Here is a 13,063-nt window from a genome sequence, read left to right as displayed (position 1 = left end):
CGGTGTACAAGCTCGCCTTCTTTGTGCCCGACAGCCATGTGGAGACGGTGAAAACCGCCGTCTTCGCCGCGGGTGGCGGGCGCATCGGCCACTACGACAGCTGCGCCTGGCAGGTACTGGGCCAGGGCCAATTCCGCTCGATGGACGGCAGCCAGCCGTTTATCGGGCAGGTGGGGCAGGTTGAAGTGGTTGAGGAATGGAAGGTTGAGTTGGTGGTGGCGGATGAGTTGATTGTGGCTGTGGTGGCTGCGTTGAAGCTTAGCCATCCATATGAGACACCGGCTTATGAGGTGTGGCAGTTGGCGGATTTTTGATTCGTCGGTTGTGAAAACGAGAAACCCGCTGGGCCAGTTTGGTCAGCGGGTTTTTTGTTGGCTGTGAGGGCCTCATCGCGGGCAAGCCCGGCTCCCACATTTGACCGAGTTGCCATGTCTGCGATAACGCCCCTCGGGCGACTCGGGTTCCTGCAGGCCAACGCTGAATTTATGTAAGGTGCCTGAACAGGCGGCCCCGGCATGGACATATTTCTTTGCTAAAGGCCGTAACCCTGTGGCGAGGGAGCTTGCTCCCGCTGGGGCGCGAAGCGGCCCCAAAACCTGCCACAGAGTTCTACCTGAAAAAATGCGGCGCTCTTATTGGGGCTGCTGCGCAGCCCAACGGGAGCAAGCTCCCTCGCCACAATGTTGTCAGGCGCCGGTTACGGCTTCGCGGCCAAACCCGGGCCCCACATTTGACCGAGTTGCCATGTCTGGTGGCGATCAAATGTGGGAGCTGGCTTGCCTGCGATAGCGCCCCCTCGGGCGCCCCGGATTCCTGCAGGCCAACGCTGAATTTATGGAAGGTGCCTGAACAGGCGGCCCCGACATGGACATTAACCCTGTGGCGAGGGAGCTTGCTCCCGCTGGGGCGCGAAGCGGCCCCAAAACCTGCCACAGAGTTCTACCTGAAAAAATGCGGCGCTCTTATTGGGGCTGCTGCGCAGCCCAACGGGAGCAAGCTCCCTCGCCACAATGTTGTCAGGCGCCGGTTACGGCTTCGCGGCCACTGACCAACCGCTCCAGCGCCTCACCCAAGCCTGACGCCTTGTCACCAATCAGCAAGTGCCAAACACCGCTCTCAAGTTGGCTCACACCCTGGCAACCCAGCGCCGTCAGTTGGGACTCGGACAACACCGAACCATCCCCCAACTCCACCCGCAGCCGCGTCATCGCCACCGCGTCCAGTTGCAGCACATTGCCCCGACCGCCCAGCGCACTCAGCCATTTCTCGGCCTCATGCACATTCACCGGCGTGCTCTTGTCAACCGGCGCAGCAACGATCGGCGTTACCCCAACGTACGAAGGCATGGCCAACCGAATCTCATCGGCAATGCTGTCCGCCATCGGCCCGACCACCACCTGCAAACTCCCGCCATTCCCCGGCCGAACCACCGCCATGGCACCCAGCGCTTTCAGCTCGGCATCCACCGCCTTGTTGCGGTCCACCATGTCCAACCGCAGGCGCGTCGTGCAAGCCCCCACACTCAGCAAATTCTCCGCACCACCCAGCGCCCGAATGTAAGCCCCGGCCCGTTGGTTATCAGTCATGGCCTCAGCCTGCACCACCTGAATATCCTCACGCCCCGGCGTCTTCAAGTTGAACCGGCGAATGCAGTAATTGAACACGCTGTAGTAGATCACCGCATACGCCAGCCCAACCGGGAATACCAGCCAGCCGTTGGTGGACTTGCCCCAACCCAGCACCATGTCGATAAACCCGCCGGAGAAGGTAAAGCCCAGGTGGATGTTGAGCATGTTGGTGATCGCCATCGACAACCCGGTGAGCAGCGCATGCACCAGGTACAGGAACGGCGCGAGGAACATGAAGGCGAATTCGATCGGCTCGGTCACCCCGGTCAGGAACGAGGTCAGCGCCATCGACAGGAAAATCCCGCCCATGATCTTGCGCCGTTCCGGCAGGGCATTGCGGTACATCGCCAGGCACGCCGCCGGCAGGCCGAACAGCATCACCGGGAACATGCCGGTCATGAACTGGCCGCCTTTCGGGTCGCCGGCAAAGTAGCGGGTCAGGTCGCCGGTCACTACCGCGCCCGTGGTCGGGTCGGTAAAGGTGCCGAACACAAACCACGCCATGTTGTTGAGGATATGGTGCAAGCCAGTGACGATCAGCAGGCGGTTGAACACCCCAAACACGAACGCACCAAAGCTGCCACTTTCCATCAGCAACACACCGAAGCTGTTGATGCCTTGCTGCACGGGTGGCCAGATCAAACCAAAGATCACCCCCAGCGCCACCGCCGAAAACCCGGTGACGATCGGCACAAACCGTCGCCCGCCAAAGAATGCGAGGTACTCCGGCAGCTTGATGTCCTTGAAGCGGTTATACAGCGCACCCGCCATCAAGCCGCTGGCGATGCCCGCGAGCATGCCCATGTTGATGCTGGCGTCCATCACCTTGAGGGTGGAGACCATCACCAGGTAACCAATGGCACCCGCCAGGCCCGCCGTGCCGTTGTTGTCGCGGGCAAAACCCACGGCAATCCCGATGGCGAAGATCAGCGCCAGGTTGGCGAAGATCGCCTGCCCGGCGTCGTGCATCACCGCGATGTTCAGCAAGTCGGTGTCGCCCAGTCGCAGCAGCAGGCCGGCGATCGGCAAAATCGCGATCGGCAGCATCAGCGCACGGCCCAGGCGTTGCAGCCCTTCGATAAAATATTGGTACACGGCGTGTCTCCCTATTCTTGTTGTTTTCAGCTCAGCGGCCAGTGGTGTTGACAGGCTTGGCGAACGGCTTTGGCGCTGCTCAGGTTAAGCAGGCTTTGGCTCAGTTGCCGGCATTGGGCTGCGTCCAGGTGGCGGACACGGTCCTTGATTTCTCCGATTTGCGGCGGGCTCACGGACAGCTCGCTGATGCCCAGGCCGATCAGCACCGGCGTGGCCAGCGGGTCGGACGCCAGCGCACCGCACACACCCACCCAGCGGCCATGCTTGGCGGCGCCTGTGCAGGTCTGTGCGATCAGCCGCAGCAGCGCCGGGTGCAGGGCGTCGACCCGGGCGGCGAGGCCGGCGTGGTCGCGGTCCATGGCCAGGGTGTACTGGGACAGGTCATTGGTGCCGATGGACAAGAAGTCCGCGTGCTCGGCCAGTTGTTCGGCCATCAGCGCGGCGGCGGGCACTTCGATCATCACGCCCAGCTCGGGGCGTTGGGTCAGTTCAAGTTCGGCGCACAGTTCATCGAGGCGTTGGCGGATGTGCAGCAGTTCGTCGACTTCGCTGACCATCGGCAGCAGGATTCGGCAGCGTTCCAGCGGCGAGACTTGCAGCAGGGCGCGCAGTTGCTGGTCCAGCAGTTCCGGGCGCACCTGGGCCATGCGAATGCCCCGCAGGCCCAGCACCGGATTGGTCTCGAACGGCAGCGGCAGGTAGTCCAGTTGCTTGTCGCCGCCGACGTCGATGGTGCGGATGATCACGGACTTGTCGCCCATCGCATCCAGTACGGCTTGATAGGCCTGGCGCTGCTCCTGTTCATCGGGCGCGGTGCGGCGGTCGACGAAGAGAAACTCGGTGCGCAGCAGGCCGACGCCGTCGGCGCCGTTCTCAAAGGCCAACTGGGCTTCGGCGCTGGAGGCGACATTCGCCGCCACTTCTATACGCACGCCATCTTGAGTACTGGCTGAGCCTTGAGCCGCGGTGTGTTGCTGCTGGCGCCGCAGTTTTTGTGCGTCGCGCAATTGGTGAACCTGAGTGTGGCGCGCATCATCCGGCGTCAGCTCCAGCCGACCGTTGGCGGCATCCAGCACCACCCGCTGGCCTTGGGGCACGTCGAGCAATTCAGTGCCCAGCGCAACCACACACGGCAAGCCTTTACCCCGCGCCAGAATCGCCACATGGGAGGTCGCGCCGCCCTCGGCCATACAGATGCCGACGGCGTGTTGTTTGCTCAGTTGCAGCAGATCCGACGGGGTCAACTCATGGGCGGACACGATCGCGCCGGCCGGCAAATCAAAATTCCAGGCCTCGCCCAACAGTGCCCGCAGCACACGTTGCTGCAAATCCCGCAGGTCATTGGCACGTTCGGCGAACAGCGGTTTGCCCAGGGCCAGCAGCACCGCGCATTGGGCCTGGATCGCGTCGCGCCAGGCGTGAGTGGCAGCGCTGCCGTGTTCGATGGCGGCGGTGGCGGCCTCCAGCAGTGTCGGGTCTTCCAGCAGGGCGAGGTGGGCGGCGAAGATCTCTTCTTCCTCCACATCCTTGCGCTGGCGGGCCTGGTCCAGGGTGTGGCGGATTTCGCCGCGCACCTGTTCCAGGGCACTGTCCAGGTGCTGCAGTTGTTCATCCGGGACGTTGCTGCCCGGATCTGCCGGCAGCTCGATTCCGTTCAGGCGGAACAGCGGGCCACAGACCAGGCCGGGCGCGGCGCACACGCCTTGCAGTACACCGGCTTCGGTATTTGCAAGGCGCGGGGCAATGACCACTGGCGCGTGATGTTCTTCGCCAACTGCCACCGACAGCGCGGCAATCAGGGCTTGCAGCGCCGCTTCACAATCCTTGCCGCGACAGGTGACCTGCACCTCGTCCTGCTCGCCAATCCCGAGGCCCATCAAGCCGATCAAGCTGTCGCACGACGCTGTCTTGCCGGCGAAATGCACCTGTGACTGGCTGCTGAATGCCTGCGCCGTCTTGCGCACCAAAGCTGCAGGGCGTGCATGCAGGCCGCCGCGATGGGTGATGCGCAGGGTCGCGCTGGCTTCAGTGACAGATTCATCAAGCACTTTCGCGGCCCCGGCCAGCCGCGCAACCACATGCAGCAGCGGCTCGCCCACCCTCACCGACTTGAGGGTGATCGGCCGTAACTCAAATAACTCGCTGTTGGTCAGGATGATCAGGCTGACCAGGCTTTTGCACCGGCGCGCGATCAGGTCCAGGTCAAACTGCACCAGCGCCTGGCCCTTGCTGACCCGCGCGCCTTGCTTGACCAGCAGCGCAAAACCTTCGCCATTCAATTCCACCGTGTCGATGCCCAGGTGCATCAGCAATTCGGCACCGTTGTCGGCGCGAATGGTCAGCGCATGCCCGGTGCGGGCGACATGGATGATCACACCATCGCACGGCGCGTGCAGGCAATCATTGAGCGGGTCGATGGCAATGCCGTCGCCCATGGCGCCACTGGCGAACACTTCGTCGGGAACGTTGCCCAGGGTCAGCACCGGCCCGCTGAGGGGAGCGCTGAGGGTGAGGTCTTTATTGTTGTTGGACATGGGCACGGTACTCATCAGGAAAACGCTGCAATCGACTCAGTGGGTGCGGGTCACTTTGCTCAAGTGACGTGGCTGGTCGGGGTCCATGCCCCGGGCCTCGGCCAAACCTGCGGCCATCACGTAGAAGCTCTGGATCGCCAGGATCGGGTCCAGGGCCGGGTGTTCGGCGCGGCTCAGGCTCAGGTCGCGTTCGGCGATGTCGTCGGGAGCGGCCAGCAGCACGCGGGCGCCACGCTGGCGCATGTCGGCGGCCAGGCTCAGCAGGCCGGCTTGTTCGGCGCCACGGGGGGCGAAGACCAGCAGCGGGTAGTTGTCGTCGATCAGGGCCATCGGGCCGTGGCGCACTTCGGCACTGCTGAAGGCTTCGGCCTGGATCGCCGAGGTTTCCTTGAGCTTGAGCGCGGCTTCCTGGGCGATGGCAAAACCGGCGCCACGGCCGATCACCATGAGTTGTTGGCAATCGCGCAGGGCGTCAATGGCCACGCTCCAGTCTTGCTTGGCGGCTTCCCGCAAACCGTCGGGCAATGCCTTACAGGCTTGCAGCAACTCGTCTTCCTGATTCCAGTGGCCAATCAATTGAGCGCTGGCGCTCAGGGTGGCGATAAAGCTTTTGGTGGCGGCGACGCTGCGTTCCGGCCCGGCGCACAATGGCACGTGGAATTCGCAGGCGGCTTCCAGCGGTGAGTCTTCGGCATTGACCATCGAGATGCTCAAGGCGCCGCGTTTGCGCAACAGGCGCAGGCTGTTGACCAGGTCCGGGCTTTGCCCCGACTGGGAGAAACCGAACGCCACTTGCCCGCTGACCTTGAGTGGCGATTGCAGCATGGTCACCACCGACATCGGCAACGACGCCACCGGAATCCCCAGGTGCTGCATGGTCAGGTAGGCGAAGTAGCTGGCGGCGTGGTCCGAACTGCCACGGGCGATGGTCATCGCTACCTGTGGCGGCTGGCGGCGCAGGCGGCCGGCGACTTCCACCAGCAGCGGGTCCAGGCGTTGCAGTTGAGCCTCGACGGCCTCACAGGAGGCCAGGGCCTCTTCAAGCATTTTTGAAGTCAATGCTTTCTCCTTCGACCATTACGTCGGTGAGGTGCAGGGAGCGGTCCAGGCGCACGCAGTCGGCAAAGCTGCCGGGTTGCAGGCGGCCGCGTTCTTCCAGGCCCAGGTAGTCCGCAGGAAATTGCGACAAACGTTGTGAGGCTTCGTTGATGGGCAGGCCGATCTTCACCAGGTTGCGCAGCGCCTGGTCCATGGTCAGGGTGCTGCCGGCCAGGGTTCCATCGGCCAGGCGCACGCCACCCAGGCATTTGGTCACGGTGTGGCTGCCCAGCTTGTATTCTCCGTCGGGCATGCCGGCGGCGGCGGTGGAATCGGTGACGCAGTACAGGCACGGGATCGAGCGCAGCGCCACGCGCATGGCGCCGGGGTGCACGTGCAGCAGGTCGGGAATCAGTTCGGCGTATTTGGCATGGGCCAGGGCCGCGCCGACGATGCCGGGCTCGCGGTGATGCAGCGGGCTCATGGCGTTGTACAAGTGGGTAAAGCTGGTGGCACCGGCGGCGAGGGCGGCGACGCCTTCTTCATAGCTGCCCAGGGTGTGGCCGATCTGCATGCGCACGCCGCGTTCGCTGAGGGCGCGGATCAGGCCGTCGTGGCCGGCGATTTCCGGGGCAATGGTGATCACCCGGATCGGCGCCAGGCGCAGGTATTCTTCGACTTCAGCCATCAAGGCGGTGTGGGCGAAGTTCGGTTGTGCGCCGAGTTTTCCCGGATTGATGTAGGGGCCTTCCAGGTGCACGCCGAGCACTCGGGCGGTGCCGGTCGGGCGGCTTTCGCAATAGGTGCCGATCTCGCCGAGCACGCGGGAAATTTCGTCCACCGGCGCGGTCATGGTGGTGGCCAGCAGCGAGGTGGTACCGAATCGTACGTGGGTGCGGGTGATGGTCTGAAAGGCGTCGCTGCCTTCCATGATGTCTTTGCCGCCACCGCCGTGTACGTGCAGGTCGATAAAGCCTGGCAGCAGGTAGGGCAGGTCGTTGTCAGCCGGGTCGCACGGGCTGCCTTCAACGGCAGTCACCTTGCCGTGCTGGTGCACCAGGCGGCCGCGAATCCAGCCGTGGGGCGTGAGGATATTGTCTTCGGACATGGGCAGTTCTCTAAATTCGCAGTTCAGCGGAATAGTCGTGGCGGCGCAGTTCTGCGACAAAGTCGTAGTAGTCGTTGCGGCAGTAGGTGTCGGTGATTTCAATCGGGGTGTTGTCGGCGGTGTAGCCCACCCGGGTCATCAGCAGCATGGCGGTGCCGGGGGCGATGCCCACCAGGGCCGCGAACTCGTCCGAGGCGTTGATTGCCTGGATGTGTTGCAGGGCACGCACGATGGGTTTGCCGATGCTTTCCAGGTATTCGTACAGGGAATTGCCGATGGCCTGCGGGTGCGGAAGTACAGAGGCGGGCATGGCGGTCATTTCAATCGCCATCACCGTGTCGTCGGCCTTACGTAAACGCTTGAGGCGCGCGACCTTGTCGCTGGGCGACAGGCCCAGGCGGATCAATTCTTCATGGGTGGGCTGGGTGATGTCGCGCTCCAGCCATTGGGACGTCGGCACAAAACCCTTGAGCCGGAGCATTTCGCTGAAGCCCGAGAGGCGCGACAACGGCTGTTCCAGGCGCGGCGTGATGAAGGTTCCGGAGCCTTGGCTGCGACGGATCAGGCCTTGTTCGAACAGCACTTCCAGCGCCTTGCGGGCAGTCACCCGGGAAATGCTCAGTTGCTCGCTGAGGGCGCGCTCCGAGGGCAATGCCTGCTCGGATTTCCACTGGCCGGCATGAATCGCGGCTTCCAGGTTGCGGGCCAGTTGCAGGTACAGCGGCGTCGATTGTTTGTCGTCGGGGCGCAGGGCCAGGATGGGGTTCATTGTGTCGGTTTCCGATGCGGTTATTGGAGTGTTGTCGCCCGGTAGTGATCGCAAGCTAATACCACTTAAATACCATGTCAATGCAGCGAAAACGGTGCAGACGAGCGTTTGCGGGCGCCTTAATAGTGCGCCAGATCAAGTGGTATTAGAGAGGTCTTTATCGCGAGCAGAAGCGCGCAGCTTGCCGGGGTGAACTGGTATTCACCGGCAAGCGCTGCGCGGGGCAGGATTTTTTTTCGAATTATTTTACGGGCGGCGGGAAATTACGGACGAATCTCGATCATGGTGCCGTCTTTGACCAGGTTCCAGACTTCGCGCATGTCGACATTGCGCATGCCGATGCAGCCATCGGTCCAGTCCAGGGTGTGGAACAGCTCTTCGGGGTAGTCCTCGGCGTCGGGGGTGCCGTGGATCATGATCATGCTGCCGGGCTTGACCCCTTCGCGGCGGGCGCGGGCGGAGTCGCTGATGTTGGGGTAGGAGATGTGCATGGCCAGGTTGAAGCGGTCGCTGGTCTTGCGCCAGTCGATCCAGTAGAAGCCTTCCGGGGTTCGACGGTCGCCTTCCATCAGCTTGGTGCCCTTGGGGTTTTTGCCCAGGGAGATGCGATAGGTTCTGATCGGCTTGCCGTCGTTGATCAGTTGCAACTGATGGGCGGACTTGAGCACCAGGATTTTCTCGACGGGTTTGCCGCCCAGGATCACTTGGGTGGAGGCTGGCGACAGCGTGGCAAACGACAGACAGATCAGAACAAGCAACCAACGCATTAAAACGGTATCCCCTGAGAAGACTACGTGCCGCCTGGAGTTGTTATTTGGCCAGTTGGGTCAGTGGCGGCACCGACTCGCTGCGCACCGGATACGACTGTTGGCGGCGGTCAGCAAAAAAGCATTCTAAGGTACGCCCGACCGTGCGGAAAGCCAGCTCTGACCAAGGGATGTCGGCTTCATCGAATAAGCGCACTTCGAGGCTTTCGGGGCCTGCGGCAAAGTCCAGGTCGATCAGCTCGGCGCGGTAGAAGATGTGCACCTGGCTGATGTGCGGCACGTCGATCAGGGTATAGATGCTCAAGTTGCGCACCCGGGCGCAGGCTTCTTCCATGGTTTCGCGCATGGCGGCTTGCTCGACGGTCTCGCCGTTTTCCATGAAGCCGGCGGGCAGGGTCCAGAAACCCAGGCGCGGCTCGATCGCGCGGCGGCACAGCAACACCTGATCGCCCCACACCGGCACGGTGCCCGCGACGATATTGGGATTCTGGTAGTGAATGGTCTGACAGTGATCGCAGACATAGCGCAGGCGTGCGTCGCCTTCGGGAATGCGCTGGGTGACCGGTTTACCGCACTGGCTGCAGAAGTTCATGCTGGGGTTCCTGGAGAGTGCGCCTATCTTGGCGTGACCGGGTATGGGCTGCAAGTTGTCGTTTAGCGACATGACCAGGGTTTTGGGGTTGGGCGTGCGCAAGGTTTGGTGCATGATGCAAGGTAGCCAACAGACCGAGATGACTCATGCTGGACGAGCTACTTCGCCGGGTAAGCAATCATACGCCCCACACGCTGGAGACCGACGGTCGTTTCCCGGAAGCGGCGGTACTGGTGCCGATCACCCGCAGTGACGAACCCGAGCTGATCCTGACCTTGCGCGCCAGTGGGTTATCCACCCATGGCGGCGAAGTGGCGTTCCCTGGCGGGCGCCGCGACCCCGACGATCCCGACCTGATATTCACCGCGCTGCGCGAAGCGCAAGAAGAGATCGGCCTGCCGCCGGGCCTGGTGGAAGTTATCGGCCCGTTGAGCCCGCTGATTTCCCTGCACGGTATCCGTGTCACGCCTTATGTAGGCGTTATCCCCGATTACGTTGAATACCTGGCGAATGACGCCGAGATCGCCGCTGTTTTCAGCGTGCCCCTGGAGTTTTTTCGCCAGGACCCGCGCGAACATACCCACCGTATTGATTACCAGGGCCGCAGTTGGTACGTGCCCAGTTACCGGTTTGGCGAGTACAAGATCTGGGGCCTGACGGCGATCATGATTGTAGAGCTGATCAATCTGCTCTATGACGATGCCGACATCAGCCTGCATCGACCACCGAAAAGCTTCATCAATACCTAAGAGCCAGATGGCCATCGTTTCCGCCGTGAGGATCCACCTATGAAATACCGCCTGGGCGACGCCCGAGTCGAAACCCATCCCGACAGCTGGGTGGCCCCGAATGCCACGCTGGTGGGCAAGGTCAAGCTGGAGGAGGGCGCCAACGTCTGGTTCAACGCGGTGTTGCGTGGCGACAACGAACTGATCCTGATCGGCAAGAATAGCAACGTGCAAGACGGCAGCGTGATGCACACCGACATGGGCTACCCGCTGACCCTCGGCACCGGCGTGACCATTGGCCATAACGCCATGCTGCATGGCTGCACCGTCGACGATTACAGCCTGATCGGCATCAATGCGGTGATCCTCAACGGGGCGAAGATCGGCAAGCACTGCATCATCGGCGCCAATTCGCTGATTGGCGAGGGCAAGGAAATTCCGGATGGCTCGCTGGTGATGGGGTCGCCGGGCAAAGTGGTGCGGGAGCTGACCGATGTGCAGAAGAAAATGCTCGAGGCCAGCGCCGCGCACTATGTGCATAACTCGCAGCGTTATGCCCGTGACCTGGTTGAGCAGGAAGAATGACCTTATCTGAACGGCCGGTAGCGTCGCCGTGCGTGAGCATTTGTGCGCTGGATGACGATGATATCTGCACGGGCTGCCAGCGGACGGTGGATGAAATCACCCGCTGGAGTCGCATGGACAACACCGAGCGCCGGGTGGTGCTGGGGTTGTGTCATGAGCGGGCGAAGGCGAGCGGGTTGATGTGGATGATTCCGGGAAAGTCCGGCGCCTGATCTGCAGGTGGACTGCTTTTCTGTGGCGAGGGAGCTTGCTCCCGTTGGGCTGCGAAGCAGCCCCAAATCAGACGACTGCCTTCCTTCAGATACACCAGGCTCGCCCATTTCAGGGCCGCTTCGCGCCCCAGCGGGAGCAAGCTCCCTCGCCACCAAGCTCCCTCGCCACATTGACGGGTTGTGCAGTACCCTGTGCCCCTTGTTCACAGGTCCCTCGCCCCATGTTCTTCCTGATTGCCTACATCAGCAGCGTCGTGCTGATCAACTTTGCCTTTTCCACCGCCCCGCACCTGGACGTCATCTGGTCTGCCTGGGGTGGTTTGGTGTTTGTCCTGCGGGACATGGTGCAAACCCGCTTCGGCCATGGCGCGATCATCGCGATGCTGGCGGCGTTGGTGCTCTCCTATATCACCTCCGATCCGTCCATCGCCCTGGCAAGCGCCACGGCGTTTGCGGTGTCCGAGTGCATCGACTGGCTGGTGTTCAGCATCACCAAGCGTCCGCTCCATGATCGCCTGTGGATAAGTTCGGCGCTGAGCATCCCCCTCGATACCTTCATCTTTTTCGGCCTGATCGGCGCGCTCACGCCTGCCGTGGCCGGCACTGCGCTGGTCTCGAAATTCGCCGGCGTCACCGTGGTGTGGCTGGCCATGGCCTGGCGTTTGCGCCGGCAGCGCGTCGCCAACTGAAGCCAATCTTTACAGTTCATGTAAAATGCCGGCCTTTCTCCACCATGATCCGCTCCCCTGAGGACCTGAGATGACCCGAATCGGAACTCCATTGTCGCCAACCGCGACCCGCGTAATGCTGTGTGGCTGCGGTGAGCTGGGCAAGGAAGTGGTAATCGAACTGCAACGCCTGGGCGTTGAAGTGATTGCCGTGGATCGCTACGCCAACGCGCCGGCCATGCAGGTCGCGCACCGCAGTCACGTGATCAACATGCTCGATGGCGCCGCCCTGCGTGCCGTGATCGAAGCCGAAAAGCCGCACTTCATCGTGCCGGAAATCGAAGCGATCGCCACCGCGACCCTGGTTGAGCTGGAAGCCGAAGGCTTCACCGTGATCCCGACCGCCCGCGCAACCTTGCTGACCATGAACCGCGAAGGCATCCGTCGCCTGGCCGCTGAAGAGCTGGACCTGCCGACCTCGCCGTACCACTTCGCCGACACCTTCGAGGACTACAGCAAGGCCGTCACCGATTTGGGTTTCCCATGTGTGGTCAAGCCGGTAATGAGTTCTTCGGGCAAGGGCCAGAGCCTGCTGCGCAGCGCGGATGACGTGCAGAAAGCCTGGGATTACGCCCAGGAAGGCGGGCGAGCCGGCAAGGGCCGGGTGATCATCGAAGGCTTTATCGACTTCGATTACGAAATCACCCTGCTGACCGTGCGCCACATCGGCGGCACCACCTTCTGCGCGCCTGTCGGCCACCGTCAGGAGAAGGGCGACTACCAGGAATCCTGGCAGCCACAGGCCATGAGCCCGATTGCCCTGGCCGAATCCGAGCGCGTTGCCAAAGCGGTAACCGAGGCCTTGGGTGGTCGTGGCCTGTTTGGTGTCGAGCTGTTCATCAAAGGCGATCAAGTGTGGTTCAGCGAAGTCTCGCCACGCCCCCATGACACTGGTCTGGTGACCCTGATTTCCCAGGACTTGTCGCAGTTTGCCCTGCATGCACGGGCGATTCTTGGACTGCCGATTCCGCTGATCCGCCAGTTCGGGCCTTCGGCTTCGGCGGTGATTCTGGTGGAAGGGCAGTCGACCCAGACTGCGTTTGCCAACCTGGGCGCAGCCTTGAGCGAGCCGGACACGGCGTTGCGCCTGTTTGGCAAACCGGAAGTGAACGGTCAGCGCCGCATGGGCGTGGCGTTGGCGCGGGATGAGTCGATTGAGGCTGCCCGGGCTAAGGCCACTCGTGCTTCGAAGGCGGTTGTTGTAGAGCTGTAACCGAGTCGCGCCCATCGCGGGCAAGCCCGGCTCCCACATTTTGATTTGTGAATACATTCAAATGTG

At 62.5% G+C, this 13,063-nt stretch carries 13 protein-coding genes; 6 read left to right on the top strand and 7 right to left on the bottom strand.

Translation table 11 applies throughout. The annotated features are described in order from the left end of the window. Nucleotides 1-2 precede the first annotated feature (2 nt). Nucleotides 3-314 carry an NGG1p interacting factor NIF3 gene (locus tag HX875_RS26040; RefSeq protein WP_177047008.1) on the top strand — a complete coding sequence of 104 codons (312 nt, stop codon included), beginning with the start codon at nt 3-5 and terminating at the stop codon, nt 312-314. 702 nt (nt 315-1,016) lie between these two features. On the opposite strand, the gene nagE is transcribed toward HX875_RS26040, so the two are convergent. From nagE to HX875_RS26005, 7 genes are all read right to left on the bottom strand, one after another. Further along, a complete protein-coding gene (gene nagE, locus HX875_RS26035) occupies nt 1,017-2,675 on the bottom strand; it encodes an N-acetylglucosamine-specific PTS transporter subunit IIBC (RefSeq protein ID WP_218170956.1) in 1,659 nt (552 codons plus the stop codon). A 74-nt stretch (nt 2,676-2,749) separates the two neighbouring features. Next, entirely contained in the window at nt 2,750-5,257 is a 2,508-nt protein-coding gene (gene ptsP / locus HX875_RS26030) for a phosphoenolpyruvate--protein phosphotransferase (RefSeq protein WP_177047005.1), read from the bottom strand. A 36-nt stretch (nt 5,258-5,293) separates the two neighbouring features. Beyond that, nucleotides 5,294-6,316 carry an SIS domain-containing protein gene (locus tag HX875_RS26025; RefSeq protein WP_177047003.1) on the bottom strand — a complete coding sequence of 341 codons (1,023 nt, stop codon included), beginning with the start codon at nt 6,314-6,316 and terminating at the stop codon, nt 5,294-5,296. After that, the gene (gene nagA / locus HX875_RS26020) at nt 6,297-7,403 is read right to left on the bottom strand and encodes an N-acetylglucosamine-6-phosphate deacetylase (RefSeq protein ID WP_177047001.1); all 1,107 of its coding nucleotides are present in this window, start codon (nt 7,401-7,403) and stop codon (nt 6,297-6,299) included. The genes HX875_RS26025 and nagA overlap by 20 nt, the downstream gene beginning before the upstream one ends. 10 nt (nt 7,404-7,413) lie before the next feature. Then, nucleotides 7,414-8,172 (bottom strand): GntR family transcriptional regulator, encoded by a 759-nt coding sequence (locus HX875_RS26015; protein WP_076017517.1) that lies wholly within the window; start codon nt 8,170-8,172, stop codon nt 7,414-7,416. A gap of 263 nt (nt 8,173-8,435) precedes the next feature. Further along, entirely contained in the window at nt 8,436-8,939 is a 504-nt protein-coding gene (locus tag HX875_RS26010) for a L,D-transpeptidase family protein (RefSeq protein WP_177046991.1), read from the bottom strand. A 43-nt stretch (nt 8,940-8,982) separates the two neighbouring features. Continuing rightward, the gene (locus tag HX875_RS26005) at nt 8,983-9,531 is read right to left on the bottom strand and encodes an NUDIX hydrolase (protein ID WP_017478693.1); all 549 of its coding nucleotides are present in this window, start codon (nt 9,529-9,531) and stop codon (nt 8,983-8,985) included. A gap of 146 nt (nt 9,532-9,677) precedes the next feature. Here HX875_RS26005 and HX875_RS26000 point away from each other — a divergent pair, with 146 nt between their 5' ends. The 5 genes from HX875_RS26000 to purT all read left to right on the top strand — a co-directional run bounded on the left by HX875_RS26000 (nt 9,678) and on the right by purT (nt 12,997). Next, nucleotides 9,678-10,280, top strand: a complete 603-nt coding sequence (locus HX875_RS26000) for a CoA pyrophosphatase (RefSeq protein ID WP_177046989.1) — start codon at nt 9,678-9,680, stop codon at nt 10,278-10,280. Nucleotides 10,281-10,319: 39 nt separating this feature from the next. After that, nucleotides 10,320-10,844, top strand: coding sequence for a gamma carbonic anhydrase family protein (locus tag HX875_RS25995; RefSeq protein ID WP_177046987.1), 525 nt, complete (start codon nt 10,320-10,322; stop codon nt 10,842-10,844). Continuing rightward, on the top strand, nt 10,841-11,056 hold the full coding sequence (locus HX875_RS25990) for a DUF1289 domain-containing protein (protein ID WP_177046985.1): 216 nt from the start codon (nt 10,841-10,843) through the stop codon (nt 11,054-11,056). The genes HX875_RS25995 and HX875_RS25990 overlap by 4 nt, the downstream gene beginning before the upstream one ends. 221 nt (nt 11,057-11,277) lie before the next feature. Then, nucleotides 11,278-11,745: a hypothetical protein gene (locus HX875_RS25985; RefSeq protein WP_003209599.1), complete on the top strand. Its 468-nt coding sequence runs from the start codon at nt 11,278-11,280 to the stop codon at nt 11,743-11,745. Between the two features lie 70 nt (nt 11,746-11,815). Beyond that, nucleotides 11,816-12,997: a formate-dependent phosphoribosylglycinamide formyltransferase gene (purT, locus tag HX875_RS25980; protein WP_169387190.1), complete on the top strand. Its 1,182-nt coding sequence runs from the start codon at nt 11,816-11,818 to the stop codon at nt 12,995-12,997. Nucleotides 12,998-13,063 lie beyond the last annotated feature (66 nt).

This window comes from Pseudomonas yamanorum (assembly GCF_013386765.1).
GTDB lineage: Bacteria > Pseudomonadota > Gammaproteobacteria > Pseudomonadales > Pseudomonadaceae > Aquipseudomonas > Aquipseudomonas yamanorum_A.
This window is presented reverse-complemented; position numbering and strand designations above follow the sequence as displayed.

Coding starts and splice junctions, on each gene's coding strand:
- nagE (WP_218170956.1), bottom strand. CDS start 2,675: ATGCTGCCGATCGCGATTTTGCCGATCGCCGGCCTGCTGCTGCGACTG.
- HX875_RS25995 (WP_177046987.1), top strand. CDS start 10,320: ATGAAATACCGCCTGGGCGACGCCCGAGTCGAAACCCATCCCGACAGC.
- HX875_RS25990 (WP_177046985.1), top strand. CDS start 10,841: ATGACCTTATCTGAACGGCCGGTAGCGTCGCCGTGCGTGAGCATTTGT.
- purT (WP_169387190.1), top strand. CDS start 11,816: ATGACCCGAATCGGAACTCCATTGTCGCCAACCGCGACCCGCGTAATG.
- HX875_RS26000 (WP_177046989.1), top strand. CDS start 9,678: ATGCTGGACGAGCTACTTCGCCGGGTAAGCAATCATACGCCCCACACG.
- HX875_RS26015 (WP_076017517.1), bottom strand. CDS start 8,172: ATGAACCCCATCCTGGCCCTGCGCCCCGACGACAAACAATCGACGCCG.
- HX875_RS26005 (WP_017478693.1), bottom strand. CDS start 9,531: ATGAACTTCTGCAGCCAGTGCGGTAAACCGGTCACCCAGCGCATTCCC.
- HX875_RS26010 (WP_177046991.1), bottom strand. CDS start 8,939: ATGCGTTGGTTGCTTGTTCTGATCTGTCTGTCGTTTGCCACGCTGTCG.
- nagA (WP_177047001.1), bottom strand. CDS start 7,403: ATGTCCGAAGACAATATCCTCACGCCCCACGGCTGGATTCGCGGCCGC.
- ptsP (WP_177047005.1), bottom strand. CDS start 5,257: ATGTCCAACAACAATAAAGACCTCACCCTCAGCGCTCCCCTCAGCGGG.
- HX875_RS25985 (WP_003209599.1), top strand. CDS start 11,278: ATGTTCTTCCTGATTGCCTACATCAGCAGCGTCGTGCTGATCAACTTT.